A 15,805-nucleotide genomic window follows, 5' to 3' on the forward strand; every position below is an offset into this window, starting at 1 on the left:
AATCTGCATTAAATATTATTTAACTTCTATTATATTGTTATGTTCGCCTACACCTATTAATATCAGCATAATAAATTATGCTGATGGTTTCGGCTCACTTATATAATCTGCATTAAATATTATTTAACTTCTATTATATTGTTATGTTCGCCTACACCTATTAATATCAGCATAATAAATTATGCTGATGGTTTCGGCTCACTTATATAGTCTGCATTAAATATCACTTTGCCTGTATCATTTAATAAACATTCACCTATTATGCTTTCTAATACTACAGGATCTTCTTCAAAAGAATATTCAGCATAATCAACAATTAATGTTAATCTGCAAACTGATACGCTTTCTGAAGAATTAGAATCACTATTTTGAGTCAATTTTTCTCTTTTTGTGATATAACGTCTTACTACTAAACCTTCTAAACCTAAACATAAATATCCGCTATACATTAATATATTTCTTATTATAGTAGATATTCTATCAGCCTCTTTGCTTGAAGCCTCATCTGCATTTTCATCAAAACTCTTATTTTTTAAAGCATAACAATCTATATAAAAAGTACCCTGCGATTTTTGTCTTACAATATTCATACTTCCTGACTGTGTAAGATTATCGCTTTCAAATGTAATATTAACTAATGGCAAAGCACCTTTTTCATCGCCGTTTATTTCATTAGAATAAATTAGCCAAGGATTTATTCTTTCTACATAAATATCTATATTATATTTGTTATCATCTTTTCCTTGTTCTTTGGCTAGTTTCTTTTGATTTTCAAGCTCATATTTTAATATACTAGCTATCTTTAAACGTATAATTTCAAAAGTATCTTTCTTATCAATTAGTTTATTTATTATTGCATTCATATTAATTATTATGCTTTATTTATTCTTTTATAGGTATTTTATCAATTTTCATAATTTCAAGAACTAAATTATATATACCTAAAGTTCTGTCTGGTCTTATCTGCTTTATTGAGAAATAAAATTCTTCATTATTAGTATTTATATAGCTTAGAATCCAATTTTTAGAAGGATAGGCAAAACCTTTATTTTTCAAAGTTTCTATACAGCATGTAATTTCTACCTGTCTTGAAGATACTCCAACCATAGTATTAGTATCTAAAAAAATCCTATATCAGAAACATTGCATATAATAGGTTCTATTTTTGTACCGTCATTAAATTGGAACTCTGTACCAAAACCATTATTAATATCTTCTAATGTGAATCTTAAATCTTTTTTAGCTTGCTCTAGCAGATTCAATTTTTTTTGGCTCCCATATTTTTAGAGTATTTCTTTTCTTTATTTTCTTCTTCTGAAATAGTATTATTTTCTTGCTGACTGCTTGTTTCTGTATTATCTTCTTCTATTTTCTCTATAATTTTTACATTCAGCAATTTTTCTGCATTTCTATCTAATAAACTTTCATCTATTTCTTCAAGCTCATTTATAATACCTTTCCTAGTAGAAATTGCTTTACCTTTACATATCCTATATTTCATTTGACTCTCCTTACTTCAATAAAATCATACTGTTGTTTTTATGCATCCGAAACTATCTAGTGAAACAGGAATTAAAAGCGGTCTTGTAGATATTTCAGCAGATAAACTATCAGCTGGTTCATTAAGCCAAGCTCTTATTGTGTATGCTCTGTTTTCAAGATTCATATAACTAGGTATTATACTTTCTAAGCGAGGATCTACTCCAGTTATAGTAGATGATGTGCAGTATATTTTTCTGAAATCACAATTAATACTTTCTGAATCAGGTATCATTATAACTTTATCAGGATCAAGGAAATTAACATCTTTTCCGCTTGCATTAGTATAATATCCTTCATAACAGTAACATCTGAATCTATTAGTACCTATAAGAAGCTCGCCTAAATAATCAGCATCATCATATAAATATTTAGGATCTACTATTCCTACATTAGCATTTCTAAGATTCAATTTGTCTTTTACTTTGGAGTTATTGCAATAATTCTCCCAAGCATTAGATCCGAATATAATATTTACAGCTCTTGTTTTTCCATCTTTTAATATTTCTTTATAAAGATTAGATATATCTTTGTCAGGATCTGAATTAGTATAATCAGACCAAGCAGTTGATACTGTAACTATATGGCTTGCTTTAGGCTTATAATCTATCTCATAAACATTGTTGCCTTTATCATCTTGCAATGTTAATTTTCCAGTTTGAAATATTTGAGAAGCCTGATATTCTATATTTCTTGCTATTGCCAATTCGCCTTCACGCATTTTATCCATTATTCTTGACTGCAAATCTGCTATATATGGAACATTTGCAGATGCATAAGGATCTAAACCAAATACTTTTGTATCTATATCTTCTGCTGTTATATCAAATCCTATGGCAACTTTAGGCGGAGTGAACTCTTTTTCTGTATATTCTGTTCTTATTAGTTTTGGAGAATGTTCTGATAAAGCAGTAACAACTGGTGCTACTTTTGAAGAACTTCTCATTATATCTATTTTTACTTTTCCAGCACTTACTATATCTCTTGGTGTTGTCTTAAACCATTTACTTAAAAAAGGATTAAGAACTTGTCTTTCTTTATATGACTTTAAAAAAGCCTCTCTAATATTTGGCATGTAAACTCCTATTGCTGCTATACTCGCCTCAGATTATAACTGTTGGCTTTAGCTCACTTTTTATATTCACTTCTATAAATAATTAAAAATTATCACTTTCCTATTTCTATGTAACTTTCTAAATATATAGAATACATTCTTAATTTGTATTTTATTTCTGTTGTGATTCCAGTTCCTGCTTCTTGACCTTTTAAAATTACTCTGTTTATATCAGCACTTCCAGAAAGCATTACTCCTACAGGATAATCGCCTGCTTCTGTTTCTTCTACATCATTTAAAGCTATGCCTACTGGATCGCTTGAACCTGTTTCATAAGGTTTGTATTTATCGCCGTTTCTCATTAATATAGTGCCTTTTTTAATAGGGCTTGAAGCTTCAAGAGTAACTAAAGGTGTTTCGCTTTTTAATACATTTCTTATTACTCCATCGTATGATATTTTTTCTTCTTTGATATTACTCATTCATATACTCCTTATCTTTTAGGATTATATTTGTTTAACTCATTCAAGTATTGTTCTTCTAATGCTTTATCTTTATCTTCTTCTGAAAGCATATTAGTATTTTCAGGATTTTCCTCTATATGCATATTAAGTATATTTTTACTAAGCTGAGCACTATGATACTCTGCTAAAACTTCATCATCACTAATAGAGGCTCCGTTTTCTATATAGGAAATGGATTTATCTATAAGATTGCTTGCCTTTCCTAATTTTATATGAGCCATAACTCTTTTCCTTTCATGTTCTATTCCAAGATTGAACACTGTTTTATATAATTCTGGCTGCTGTTCTTTTAATTCCTGTAAATCCATAATTTCCTTATCCTCTTTTTTTGTGTTATTATTTTCTGATGTATTAATGAACTCTGCTGTTTTTGTGATATTATTACTGCTGTTATTTAAATCATTATTTTCATCATCTGTATTTACTGCAAGAGCTAGAAAAGCAACCGCTTTTTTCAAGTCATCTTTAGCCTTATTGCTTTCTGACATTTTATTTATGCAGGAATATATTCTATTTTTGGCCAATATATATGCTTCTTCTTTGTTAGAAACTTCTCCATTTCCATTACTGACAACTTCATCTGAAAAGCCTAATATTTCCTCACCATAATAAAATGTTTCATTGTCCATCAGTTTTCTTATTTCATTGATATCTATATTTAATTTTTTAGAATATGCTTTTGCTATTATATTTGTTAATGCTTCTATTTCTTTTGCTTGCTTATTAAGTTCTCTGTAATCTCCGCTTGTAGAAATGCTTACATTATGAATCATAAATACAGCATTATCATAACTTATGATTTTATCGCCTGCCATAGCTATATATGAAGCTATAGAAGCACATAAGCCTATTATTTTAATAGTAACTTTACCTTTATTATTTGAGTATTCCTTTATTAGATTATGTATTTCTATACCTGAAAATACAAATCCGCCCGGAGATGTAATTTCTATTTCTAAATCGCCATTCATATTTTGAGTAAGATTTCTAAAATCTCTTGAAGTAAAATACCAGCCTATTATTCCAGATATAGATATTTTGTTCATTGTTGTTATGCTCGAACTTGGCTAATTATCAGCTGTCAAATAAATTTGTCAGTTTGCCAAGTTCTTATTCCTTTATTGTTGTTAAATACTTAATGCTTACTACTTTGTTAACTAGGTATAAATAAAGTCATATCTAGTTTATTGAAGTATGTTTATAATATAAAACGGTGTAAAAAGATTGCAATATAGATAGCATTTTTAGGCATTTTTATTTATTATAAAAATAATTTGAAGATGTATTTATTTTATACCATTCCTGCCATTCTGATATTTTTTTCAAGTTGTTTTGATATTCTTTTATTAAATCTTTTTGTGTGAGCATATTTGTGTTAGGGTAATAGAAGGCAGGTGGATTAGATAACGGTATGGTTATATATTTTGTAGATTGGCAGCCCATCAGGAATAAAGTTAAAATAAATATAAATATTTTATTCATAATTAACAGCCTTATATTATTTTTTATTGCTTGCTATTTTATAATAATTTTCTATGCTTGTATTCAAAGCTCTTAATTCATTTTTTGTAAGATTTTTATTTTCTATTTCATTTATTAAATTACTGCTGTTTTTAAAAGTTTCATCTATGTATATCTGTCTTTTTTCAAAGTTTATATTTTTTAAAGCAGTTATATTTGATATTTCTATTTTTGCTGTATATATTTCTTTTTCTAAATATTTTATTTTTTTATCTTTGGTTTTTATTGTATAATTCAAAAAACTTATATATCCAAATACAATGCCTGTAATTAAAAAATATATAAAATATTTTGATTTCAAAAAACTTAATAGTTTTGTCTTAAAAAAATTAATTATTATGCTGATTATTACTGTCATTTTCTTTATAATTTTCTTTGTAATTATATTTTGCCTTAAAGAAATTATTTATAATAATGCTCAAATCAGTTGTTCCTGTAACTAAACTTGCTCCCCACATTACTATAACTATTGCAATAGATTCATTATAATTAGGAAATCTTTTTTGAGTTATCATTATGAAACTTGTCATAATAATTCCAAAAGCAAAAGCTCCTATGCTTGTAAACCAGCTTGTTTTTTTACCCAAGCCTTTAGAATCTAAAAAACCAAATAATTTTTTCATGTTACTTTCCTATGAAATGATTGGTAAAAAAATATATTGTGCCTAATATAGTACCCAATGCTGTAAGCACTCCTGCCAAAAGCAATATAAAATTTGCGGCTTTTTTTATTTTTGTACTTGTAATACTATCATCTATATTTTTTTTAATCTCTTTCATTTCATTAATAATTTTTTGCTGTTCTTCACTAATTACTTTAGCCAAACTTTCTAATTTTTCTAATCTATAATCTATTTTTACCATATCCTCTGATAGATTATCTAAATATTTTTCATGAGAATCTAATCGTTCTTTAATTTCTTTCATAGTATTAATTAAACCATTACCGTTTGAACTGCCGTCTTCATTTATTCCTATTCTATGACATATACTAGCTATTCGTTTATCTAAATCGCTTATGGTTGTTCTTGGCATATAATAAAAATCCTTAAATATCTTTGATTAATTCAAAACGTCTTATCCTATCATGAAGCCCGTTATATCCGCCGTTAATCTTTTTAGTAATTTCTTTAATATCTCTTATTCCAATTAAGCCTCTATTTTTATAATAGCAGCATGCAACTTCTGAAGCTACATCTTTTTCTAATAATAAATCAGGATTATTTATTAAATCTAAACCTGTCAATTTTGAATATTTACTATAATTGTTTCTTCCTGTAAGCTGAATTATACCTCTGCCTATGAATTTATATCCGTCTCCTGCATTTATATTGCCTAAATCTTTTCTATTGCCGTAAACTAATTCTGCTATAGATTTCCAGCCCTGAGAGCATATATTTTCAGCATTTTCTAATGTTTTTACTTTAGACGGAAAAACTTCTAAAAGTCTTTTAGGAGAATATTTAAAACTTTCTTTTAATACAGTAAAATTCTTACTTTCATGACTTGTCTGTGCTAAAAACATTTTCATATCATATTCATCAGTAATAGAGTATTTACTAAAATATTTTTCTAAATTTAAAGTACAGAATTATAGCAATACTTTATCTTTCCGACAGTTCTTACTTTTTTGATTTTGACATAATATAAAATAATGAATAATGTAAACAATATAAAAACTATTAATAAAGCAATAAACATATAAACCTCCTATATAATTATTATTTTGTATAAAAAACAAAGCCTATTACATTAAAACCTAATTCACCTGCTGGAATTACAGTACCATGTTGAGTAAGGTGTTGAATAATAACGGTAACAAATAATTGTTTTTTAACCTATTAACATTTGTACACAATCCTATATCTAGAGGAATGTTAAAAGTATCTACATTTCTCATTTTATAATCGTATATAAATCTATCATTCATTATATTTGATACAATAGTATCTTTATAGCATTTTATCTCACTATATATTAAATCTGTTACATTATTAGCTATATTTATGTTTCCACTCGGATTATAGTATTTACCTTCAGATTTTACAGAAAAACTTTTTTTACATACATACCATACATTCTTTTACCATCTAATGTTTTTCCTGTATCAAATTCTACATTAGTTTTTATATCTTTAGGTATTAAAGACATTATGCTATTTATTTGATTCTGAAGATTTTTGTCGGCATTTGTTCTGTCTGTTATTTCTTTACTGATTTTCTGATTAAGTTCTGTTTTCACAGCATTATCAGCTTGTGTTATTGTTTGAGTAAGAATATTTTTTAATGCCGTATCTGCATCATTATAAAGTTTTTTATGGCTTCTAATTTCTGAGAATTATCTGCAGTTTCATCTTCTCCATTTGGACTGATAGATGCTGCTTTTAATAATGACTGAGAAAATCCCCAATTATCATTAAGTAAATCTGCTATTATTTCTGTACCGTTTGTATTGCCCGGACTTCCAGCATCTACTGCTTTTGTATTTGGAAATTCTTCTCCATTAGTATTTATAAATGCTTGACTGTAATCTTTCATATAATAATTAAAACTGACTAAACATATTAAAAAGATATATTTGTCAGTTTGCTCCTTTTTTATTCTAGTTCTTTATATTCTTCATTATCTATATTATTTATAGGTTTGCCTGAAGAATCTTCTATATCTTTAAAACTAAGTCCCATTTTATCCATCACATCTTTTTCTTTTTTTAATATTCTCATAACTTCTTGGAAAGATTTTCCTACTATTCTTTTATTCCAAAAATCTCTTGAACCTATACCGTATTCTATAGCAGTTGCTGCTGCTGATACATCTTTTTGTATATCTACGCTTGGTCTTGATATACTGCTCCAGCTTGCATTGGTCCAAGAATAAATAGTTTCTATATCATTTTCCATTATTGCTTTTGATAAATTTTTAGCTTCCAATTTTCCATTTAATATGCTTGATATTACTTTTTCATTATATATTGGCTGTAAAAACTCTTTTGAAAATTGATAATTTCTTGCCTGAAGATAAACATTAAATTCATTATTGGCCTGTCTTGAAGCTGAAAAATTATTCTGAAAATATAATCTTACTATTTCCGGCGGTATTTCCAAACTCCAAGAAATAGTATTTAATATAGTTTCCTGAAATATTCCAAAGTTAACATTTGGTCTAACTGTATTAAAACTAACGGGCTCTTCTCCGTATTTTAATTCATCTAATACCATACCCGGCAAATTATCTGTTATATTAAACTTTCTGCTTTCTTCTTTATCATTTATTATAATATCTGTTTTCTTTATAGCTCCATGCTGATAAGGTGCTGAACCTAATCCTTTTTCTCCTTTTTTTATGAATAATGGAAGCATAGCATTAATAACAGCAGCACGCATTTCTGAATCTTTATATCTGTCTAAATCTTTCATCATATATAAAATATTAGAAAGTATTGGTTCGCCCCGGCAGTCATCTAATAATTTATCTGTACCATATACAAGCCATGCTAATCTTCTTCCAGATTTCTCTCCATAAGCTGGTATTCTTTTATATTCTAAAAGATTGTCATTATAATTATTTGTAATATAATATGCTACTTGTCTTCCTAAGTTATCAAACTCTATGCCATGAAGTATTTTATTTCCTTTTCTAGGTGTATATCCTAAAGGTGTTCTTACATGACTTCCATCTATTAATTGAATATAAGGCATTTTAGTTTTAGGAGATATTCTCAAAATTACCAAACAATCTCCGCTTATTAATGCAGTTTGTCTTACATCTAACTGTAATTGTCCGAAAGTTTTTTGATTATAATAATCGCATAATTTAGGATTTTCTGCCCATATATTAAAATCTAATTCAGCTTTCTGACTCCATAAAACGGTTTCTTCTTCCGTCATTTTTGTATACATAGTTAAAGGATTAGCCTCTAAAGTTAACCCTTTATTTATTTCATTTCTTAATATTCTTCTTAAAATACCTCTGGCATAGGGATTTTCTTTAAATAATTGTACGCTTCTTTTTCTTAAAGTATAATAATCTACAAAAGTATAATCTTTAGTAATTCCAAATGAGCCCGGAAATGTATCGCCGTTAAATATTGTTTGTACTATATCAGTTAAATAATAATTATAAGGATTATTCAATCTATCTGAATTATTATTTATTAATAAAGGCTTATCATTATATTTATTTATATTAATATCTAATCCAAATATTTTGAATTTCATTAATTTTTACCTTAATAAAATAATTACCAAGAAGGATTTACATGTATTACAGAAGGCTTACCTATACCTAAATGCATTTCTAATTCTCTCATTTGATTAAGTATATCTTTTTTAGCTTCTATTAATTCTGATAAATTATGTCTTGTAACTGTTTGTGTAGTTTGTCCTGTATTAAGAGTATAGCTTTTATGATTTTGTACAGATAATATAGCTTTATCATATTCAAAAAGCAGTATTCTTAAATTGTTATATTCATTTTTATAATATTCTTTACTGGATAAAGAACTTATATTATTATCATCATCAAGTTTATTACTCATTATTATTAAAGTTCCTAGAGTAGGGCATTATTATAAAATTATATTAAATGCTTGGAATAAAAATGCAATATAGGTAACTTTTCTACTTAATTTCATCGTAAAAATAACCTTGCTTAGAATATTCCCAGAAATCTTTCCAATTAAGATACTCTATATTTAATTCATATTTACAAATATTAAATGCAAAAAATTCTAAATTAGCTAAATTATAGCAATGTGTATCGAATAAATGGTTTTCCCGTCCTGCTGTTAATTTCCAGCGTGTGCGTATATATTTATTTGTTATTTTATCATATTCATCAATTCTATTTTCTGCTGAATAATGATCAAAATAATCATCTGCAAAATCATTAGGAAAATTAATATACCAATCGGGTAATAGTTTATTAGTTTCTCTTGGTAAATTAAGAGTTCTTGCTATAAAGTCTTTTTGCTTTGTAGTGTTTATATGAAGTGCTAGAGAAAGACCTGCTTTTAATATAGTATCTCTATTGAAAGCCTTATAAGTTAATCCGCCTTGTATATAATCATTTCCTTTTATGGCATAGACTCCGTAACTATAATGTTTGCAAAACTCATATACATAATCCGTATATTTTCCGCTGTCTATAAATGTACTATTTATTCTGTATATTTTTTCATCATCTGAAATCCAATTCTTATTCATTACTATATCATCAAGCTGTTTCCAAACTATAGAATTATAATTTTCTGTTTCTCCTTCTATAAAAAATGCATCTATCAAATAGCTTATTCCTCTTTCACACCAGCCTCGTATATCTACCCATAATCCGTTTTTTTGTACATCTACAGCTGAAGTTAATAATAAAATACCGCTTCCTGTTTCTTCTATAAAATTTTTATTATTTATTTGATTTTTTAAATAATGATAACTTCTGTTTTGTTTTACTTTATCTGCTCTTATAGCTTCGCCTCTTTCTTCAAATGGAAGTCCTTGCATAAGGTTTCTAAATTCTCTATATTCCTCTTTATCTTTTAATCTATTATTTTTTATATCCCAGCATTTACTCCATTTTTGAACTATATCCTCCCAAGAAAACATTCCTACAGCTGAATATAAAGCAGAAATGTGATAGCTTATTAATTTAGGATCTTTAGATTTTGAAGTTGAAATCCATTCTCCTTCCTGAAGTATTATAGATTTATCATGATTTTTCATTATATGTCCGCAATATTTGCATTTATATCCTACAGAACTATAATCTATTTCTCCGTTGTTATGACTGAATACTATTCCGTATGTATGTCCTGTTTCTGTTATGCCGTGAAATATTAATTCCTGTTTCTTCTTGCATTTTATGCAAGGAACAAAAAACTTTCTTTGATCACCTTCTTTATATAATTTATATATTTTACTTGTTTGTTCTACTAATGGTGTAGATATATATAATATTTTTCTTTTTGAAGCATAAGCATTAGTTCTATTATCTGCTAAACTTACTGGATCGCCTTCTTTTCCTATTTTATCAGGCATACCGTCCAATTCATCAAATAAAATTACTGGAAAACTCATACTTCTTAATTTGCCCGGATTTTGTGCTCCTATTGCTATTAAAAATCCTCCAATATAATCTTTTTGCAAACTTGTATCGCCAGTCTTTTTTGTATTTACTCCAGTTTGTGAAAAAATCCTATCTCTTAATTTACAGCTGTCTATCATTCTTTCTACTTTTATTTCCATATTCATTTTTACAAGTTCTTTATCAGCTGAAATATATAATTGAGGCTTAGGATCGCAGCCTATATTATAAGCTATAATATTTTCTAAAATGCCAGTTGTTGCTCCTATTTGTACGCCTTTCATTACAACTATTTTTTGATATGGAGATTTTGGCGACATATTATCAAGTATTTCTCTCCAGAAAGGAGTTCTTGAAAACTTATAAAATCCCGGTATAGGAGATATTTCTTTATCTAATGCTCTAACTCTTTCTATATAATGACTAGGAAGTTCATATTCTTTTTTGTATGTCAATCGGTCGAACATTTTTATTATAAAGGATAATTCATGTTCTTTATTCATTATTATTTTCCAAATGTTTATTGAGCAGTTTATTTATTTCTCTTTTTATTGATTCTTTAGTTTCTGTTAGAATCATAGAAAAGTCTTTTGTCATTTCTTCTATAATTTTAATTCTTACATTATTTTCATTAGTTTTTATTAATGCTGTTAAATTATCTACTGCACTATCCGGATAATCTAATAATCTTAAATTAAGAAGTTCTATATACTTAAATATATATTTCATAACAAAGTCTTTTTCTATAAGTTCTAAGTCTCTTTCTTTTATTTTTTGTTCTCTTTCCTGTGCCTGTAATAATTTGTATAGTACATCAGCCCAGAACTTTAATTTTACTGGTTCATCATATTCTATAACAAGTTCTTTTATAGTAAGGTTCATTAAATATGCAGGAAGTCCTGTTATATCTGTAAATTTCTTTTCATCTAAGATTTCAGTTTCTTTTTCTTCATTATTTCCTTTATTTTTCAGACTTTGACTGCTTTTATCTGTAATTTTTTCAATATTTTCTAAGTTATGTCCAGATATTGATTTGGCAAAATTATTTATATCCTCTAATGTTAATCCTTTATTAAGAAGATAAGATATATTAACTTCATTTGTTAGGTCATATCTGTACTGATTATCTCTAATTAATTTTTTATTTTTTACTGCCTGTCTTAGAGCTTCTATGCTTACATTTGCTAATCGTCCAAACTCTTTTGAACTTACTTTCATAAACTTCCTGTATGATATATTAATTGAAAACTTTTCAAGTATAAAAAAATGCATTTACTATTCAAAAGCCGCACAGCTGGAGCATAATTGCGTACGCTGGTATGGCTCACAGTACCTTAAAAATGTATACCTATCTTGAAAATGTTTTTATAGCTATTACACTACATATATGAATATAAGCAATATACTTAACAAATTACAATGCAATACCGCTTTTGCTAAACCTCTTGAAATAGTTTTTTCTGAATACCAGTTTCATAATTACCATCAGTTAATTTCATTCATTACACAAATAGCATTAAAATCAGAAAATTTTTATTTCACAGAGGAATCTTTCAGTAGCACAAATAAACTTATAAACTCTTTTGAATGTATGAATATTAAGCAGGCTGAAAAATTATCTAAAAAAGGAGATAAATCTATAGCAGCGTACATCAAAAAGTATGGAACTGCAAATGATAATAACAAATATAATTACAGAGAAAGAGGTTTAATTAGATTAAAAGGAAAAGAAAATTATGCTTTATATGGTAAGAAATTAGGCATTGATTTAATACAAAGTCCTTATAATGCTAAAAGAGATTATATAGCTGCTAGAATTGCTTTAGAGTATTGGTTTCATAATAAATGTAATGAAAAAATTAATAATTTGGAAGAACTTACAAGAACTGTTCAAGGAAATATTTATTCTATAGATAAAATTATAGAAATGATAAATATAATAAAAAGTCCAAACCAAAAAGGAGATATTAATGCCTAACAAAAAAACTTCTATTAAAGAATTAGATGATTATATTAAAGCTCATAAGGATAATGAAAAAGCAAAAGCTGTATTAGATGAAAAGAAAAAAGCAGCCATTAGATATCTTAAAAATAATACTGATGGAAAGATAGAGTATAATCATAAAAATATAACTTTAGTAAACACAAATAAATATGCTTATTCTTCTGAGGTTACAGGTATTCAAAAAAATATAGATGCTCTTATAGAAGATAGAAAAAAGCAGGAAAAAATAGAAGTGTTAAATGGAACAGCAAAAGTTATAGATGTTTCCAGTTACATAAAAATGACTGATAAGGAAGCATAATTATATTATATGTTTAGATTTTAATAATTTATTTATATTAGAATTGAATATATTTTGAAAATCTTTAATAGGTTTCTCTATAGCAGGTTTTAACCATTCTCTTTTTTCTATTCTAGCTTCTTTTTGAGATAAATTATATATATGTTCTTTTGTGAAATAAGTTTTATCTCCTGCTTTAGTGAAACCTGTTATTTTATAAATATTATCTTTATATCTTAAAAATTTATTTTTCTTATATGCTTCATAAGCTGCTGCTATAAGACGTGATTTTTTACTTCCTTTTCCTTTATTGTATTTAATTATATTTCTTTTTATTTTATTATAATAAAGTTCTTTTGAAACTAAGTTAGAATTACTTCCATTTCTAGCTGCTGTTTGAGCCATTAAAATATTATTTCCTGTTTTACTTTTCTTTATTCCGCCTTCTTCATGCAAAGCCATATATGATATTTTATCTCTGGCACCTACAGATGAAAACATATTAGATATACTTGTATTTTCTGCTTTTTCTACTTGTATATTTCTCTTTGTGAAATTATTTCTCAAATTAAAATCATTGTTTATATTTTGTAAAGCATTTTTCCTGCTTAAAAAAACAACAGTATTCAAAGTGTTTTTTATTGATATTTCAGCGGCTTTTTTAATATTTGCAAATCCGAATTTTAATTTACTTGTATCTACTTTAATTTCATACATAAATATTATTCTTTTTCAAAATAGTATTTTATATAGTTATTGATTATAAGTACAATACTATCATCATCAATAAATATTAAATGCGTATTAGAATATGGTTTGTTTTTGAAGTTAAATATAAATCTATATTCATTTTGTAGGCTCATTTTATTTCCTATTTTGAATGTTTTAGATTTAATACCATTTTCCTTAAATATTCCAGAACCATCATTATAAATAATAAGTTTTCTGTTTTCTTTATCAATATAGATTCCAGATCTTCTATATAATTGAGCCTCTAAATATAAAGTATTAATTGATAAAATAATAAATAATATATATAAATATTTCATACAAATAAATTATATGTTTCTATTAGATTACAGTCAATAAACTGTTGCGATAATTTGTGTTATCGCAACAGATAATTAAAAAATTATATGCATAAATTAATAAATAAATGATGTAATTCTATATTTTCTAAACTAATTCTAGTATTATTTGATTTATAATGTGCTTTATCATTATCTTCTGCTACTGTTATTTTTATGCAATCATCATTAGACCATTTTACTGTAGAATCTTTACCTGATTTTACTAATTCTAATATCCATTTATTTATTTGTTCATAGAAATATTTATAATCTTTATTTTGCACATATCCTATTATGGCAGATATATTATAATTTTCTCCATGAATTCCTAATTTAAATCTTTGTATTCCACCATTTTTATTTTCAAAACCTGTAACATATTCCATTTCCCGTTTTTTTGATGGAGTTGGTAACCTTTTGGCTTCAATAACAAGAATTGTTTTTCTATCAATACCATAGCATGCTATATCTATTTTACATTGACCTTTTTGTGGTTCTTCAGAATTAAAATAATAATTATGTTCTACTTTATTATAGGTGGTTAAAAATTTTACTAATTTTGAAGTTAAATTATTTTCATTTTCAGAACAAGGTTGCATTTGCTCTTCTTTATAAAGATATAGTTTCCATTCGTCTAATCTATTATATATAAAATCAATGGCATTATCAATTAATTCGATTTTTTGATTAGTACAGTTATTGTGTGATAAAATATTATTTTCTAACATTTATTTATCCTTGAGTAATTATATCATTAATTACATCATCTACATCTCTTATAGCTATAGATTTAATCCAATATCTTAATTTATTAGGTTTTACAATTATTAATATATCATTTGAAAAAATACGTATAATTCTATTAATATATAGAGAAGTTCCATATTTATAATATATTTCTTTTACTAAGTTATTCATTAACTTTTCATCGTTAATAATATTAAAACTAGTATTTTTTGTAAATGAATAAACACTAAAAATTATACCATTCTTTTCAAACATATATAAGAAATTAAAATTATTAAAAGAAGTAAGCATTAAACGAACAAATGTATCATTATATTTATTAATATCTTCTTTACTAGTTACTTTTTTCATAATATATGACTCATTACCTTTTTTTATAAAATCTATAATATAGTCAATATCATTTATAATATCTTTTTCCCATTCTAATAAAGATTTTTCAATATCCTTCTCAAAAGGGACAGAAATGACATCATTTTTTGATAATACATATCTTTGAGATATACTATAATTGCTTAATATTTTTATAGAACTAGACATTATTTTTTTATTTCTATAAAAATTGTTTGCTAATTCTATTAGATTTATATCATTTTTATTATTTGATATAATGCCAACTATTCTATCTTTGTATGCTATATCATATTTTTTAGAAATTGCACAATCTAAATTTACACCTTCATATATCAAGAATAAAGGAGATTTATATATTTTTTCATTTCTAGCTCTTACAAATTTCTTTTCTTTTACAAAATTTAAATTTTCAAATATATTTGAATTTATTTCAAATTCTACATTTTTTAATTGTTTCTCTGATATATATTTATAATTTGCTAACCATTCAGCCTTCTTTTTTTGAGATTCTGAATTTTCACCACCAATTATATATCCTTCATAAGATTCTAAATTTTTAGATTTTAAAAAATCTTTTAGTTTAGGAAAACTATATAATTTTTTCATTAAATAAATTATTCTACCACCACCCAAT

Annotated in this window: 24 protein-coding genes; 2 read left to right on the top strand and 22 right to left on the bottom strand. The window is 26.0% G+C overall.

What is annotated here, in order from left to right; translation table 11 throughout:
* Positions 1-179: 179 nt before the first annotated feature.
* The 18 genes from BINT_RS07490 to BINT_RS07570 form a co-directional block, all read right to left on the bottom strand.
* Positions 180-863: a hypothetical protein gene (locus BINT_RS07490; protein ID WP_014487964.1), complete on the bottom strand. Its 684-nt coding sequence runs from the start codon at positions 861-863 to the stop codon at positions 180-182.
* A gap of 19 nt (positions 864-882) precedes the next feature.
* Positions 883-1,107 carry a hypothetical protein gene (locus BINT_RS07495; protein WP_014487965.1) on the bottom strand — a complete coding sequence of 75 codons (225 nt, stop codon included), beginning with the start codon at positions 1,105-1,107 and terminating at the stop codon, positions 883-885.
* Positions 1,108-1,118: 11 nt separating this feature from the next.
* The gene (locus BINT_RS14800) at positions 1,119-1,262 is read right to left on the bottom strand and encodes a hypothetical protein (protein ID WP_014487966.1); all 144 of its coding nucleotides are present in this window, start codon (positions 1,260-1,262) and stop codon (positions 1,119-1,121) included.
* A complete protein-coding gene (locus BINT_RS07500; RefSeq protein ID WP_014487967.1) occupies positions 1,259-1,501 on the bottom strand; it encodes a hypothetical protein in 243 nt (80 codons plus the stop codon). Before BINT_RS07500 ends, BINT_RS14800 begins: the two co-directional genes overlap by 4 nt.
* A gap of 24 nt (positions 1,502-1,525) precedes the next feature.
* Entirely contained in the window at positions 1,526-2,614 is a 1,089-nt protein-coding gene (locus tag BINT_RS07505; protein WP_014487968.1) for a major capsid protein, read from the bottom strand.
* 92 nt (positions 2,615-2,706) lie between these two features.
* Positions 2,707-3,075 carry a hypothetical protein gene (locus BINT_RS07510; protein WP_014487969.1) on the bottom strand — a complete coding sequence of 123 codons (369 nt, stop codon included), beginning with the start codon at positions 3,073-3,075 and terminating at the stop codon, positions 2,707-2,709.
* Positions 3,076-3,086: 11 nt separating this feature from the next.
* Positions 3,087-4,163 carry a head maturation protease, ClpP-related gene (locus tag BINT_RS07515; protein WP_014487970.1) on the bottom strand — a complete coding sequence of 359 codons (1,077 nt, stop codon included), beginning with the start codon at positions 4,161-4,163 and terminating at the stop codon, positions 3,087-3,089.
* Between the two features lie 208 nt (positions 4,164-4,371).
* Positions 4,372-4,599 (bottom strand): hypothetical protein, encoded by a 228-nt coding sequence (locus tag BINT_RS07520; RefSeq protein WP_049783499.1) that lies wholly within the window; start codon positions 4,597-4,599, stop codon positions 4,372-4,374.
* Between the two features lie 16 nt (positions 4,600-4,615).
* Complete coding sequence (locus BINT_RS07525; RefSeq protein ID WP_234944303.1) at positions 4,616-4,876, bottom strand: hypothetical protein; 261 nt, start codon at positions 4,874-4,876, stop codon at positions 4,616-4,618.
* Between the two features lie 91 nt (positions 4,877-4,967).
* Entirely contained in the window at positions 4,968-5,261 is a 294-nt protein-coding gene (locus tag BINT_RS07530; protein WP_014487973.1) for a hypothetical protein, read from the bottom strand.
* A gap of 1 nt (position 5,262) precedes the next feature.
* The gene (locus tag BINT_RS07535; protein ID WP_014487974.1) at positions 5,263-5,673 is read right to left on the bottom strand and encodes a hypothetical protein; all 411 of its coding nucleotides are present in this window, start codon (positions 5,671-5,673) and stop codon (positions 5,263-5,265) included.
* A 13-nt stretch (positions 5,674-5,686) separates the two neighbouring features.
* Positions 5,687-6,169 carry a glycoside hydrolase family 19 protein gene (locus BINT_RS07540; protein WP_014487975.1) on the bottom strand — a complete coding sequence of 161 codons (483 nt, stop codon included), beginning with the start codon at positions 6,167-6,169 and terminating at the stop codon, positions 5,687-5,689.
* A gap of 512 nt (positions 6,170-6,681) precedes the next feature.
* Positions 6,682-6,879: a hypothetical protein gene (locus BINT_RS07545; RefSeq protein ID WP_014487976.1), complete on the bottom strand. Its 198-nt coding sequence runs from the start codon at positions 6,877-6,879 to the stop codon at positions 6,682-6,684.
* A gap of 41 nt (positions 6,880-6,920) precedes the next feature.
* Complete coding sequence (locus BINT_RS07550; RefSeq protein WP_014487977.1) at positions 6,921-7,175, bottom strand: hypothetical protein; 255 nt, start codon at positions 7,173-7,175, stop codon at positions 6,921-6,923.
* 59 nt (positions 7,176-7,234) lie between these two features.
* The gene (locus tag BINT_RS07555; protein WP_014487978.1) at positions 7,235-8,854 is read right to left on the bottom strand and encodes a phage portal protein; all 1,620 of its coding nucleotides are present in this window, start codon (positions 8,852-8,854) and stop codon (positions 7,235-7,237) included.
* A gap of 23 nt (positions 8,855-8,877) precedes the next feature.
* Positions 8,878-9,174 carry a hypothetical protein gene (locus BINT_RS07560; protein ID WP_014487979.1) on the bottom strand — a complete coding sequence of 99 codons (297 nt, stop codon included), beginning with the start codon at positions 9,172-9,174 and terminating at the stop codon, positions 8,878-8,880.
* A gap of 82 nt (positions 9,175-9,256) precedes the next feature.
* Positions 9,257-11,218, bottom strand: coding sequence for a terminase gpA endonuclease subunit (locus BINT_RS07565; RefSeq protein WP_041177334.1), 1,962 nt, complete (start codon positions 11,216-11,218; stop codon positions 9,257-9,259).
* Positions 11,211-11,933, bottom strand: coding sequence for a hypothetical protein (locus tag BINT_RS07570; protein WP_014487981.1), 723 nt, complete (start codon positions 11,931-11,933; stop codon positions 11,211-11,213). The genes BINT_RS07565 and BINT_RS07570 overlap by 8 nt, the downstream gene beginning before the upstream one ends.
* Before the next feature lie 169 nt (positions 11,934-12,102).
* Between BINT_RS07570 and BINT_RS07575 the strand changes: the two genes are divergently transcribed.
* Both BINT_RS07575 and BINT_RS07580 read left to right on the top strand, forming a co-directional pair.
* Entirely contained in the window at positions 12,103-12,693 is a 591-nt protein-coding gene (locus BINT_RS07575) for a glycoside hydrolase family 19 protein (RefSeq protein WP_014487982.1), read from the top strand.
* On the top strand, positions 12,686-13,021 hold the full coding sequence (locus BINT_RS07580; RefSeq protein ID WP_014487983.1) for a hypothetical protein: 336 nt from the start codon (positions 12,686-12,688) through the stop codon (positions 13,019-13,021). Before BINT_RS07575 ends, BINT_RS07580 begins: the two co-directional genes overlap by 8 nt.
* On the opposite strand, the gene BINT_RS07585 is transcribed toward BINT_RS07580, so the two are convergent.
* The 4 genes from BINT_RS07585 to BINT_RS07600 form a co-directional block, all read right to left on the bottom strand.
* Positions 13,022-13,717 carry a hypothetical protein gene (locus BINT_RS07585; RefSeq protein ID WP_014487984.1) on the bottom strand — a complete coding sequence of 232 codons (696 nt, stop codon included), beginning with the start codon at positions 13,715-13,717 and terminating at the stop codon, positions 13,022-13,024. It lies immediately after the preceding gene.
* A gap of 5 nt (positions 13,718-13,722) precedes the next feature.
* Positions 13,723-14,049, bottom strand: a complete 327-nt coding sequence (locus tag BINT_RS07590; RefSeq protein WP_014487985.1) for a hypothetical protein — start codon at positions 14,047-14,049, stop codon at positions 13,723-13,725.
* A gap of 83 nt (positions 14,050-14,132) precedes the next feature.
* On the bottom strand, positions 14,133-14,798 hold the full coding sequence (locus BINT_RS07595; protein WP_014487986.1) for a hypothetical protein: 666 nt from the start codon (positions 14,796-14,798) through the stop codon (positions 14,133-14,135).
* Positions 14,799-14,802: 4 nt separating this feature from the next.
* Complete coding sequence (locus BINT_RS07600) at positions 14,803-15,777, bottom strand: hypothetical protein (protein ID WP_148258784.1); 975 nt, start codon at positions 15,775-15,777, stop codon at positions 14,803-14,805.
* Positions 15,778-15,805 lie beyond the last annotated feature (28 nt).

The sequence above is a fragment of the Brachyspira intermedia PWS/A genome, assembly GCF_000223215.1.
Lineage (GTDB): Bacteria > Spirochaetota > Brachyspiria > Brachyspirales > Brachyspiraceae > Brachyspira > Brachyspira intermedia.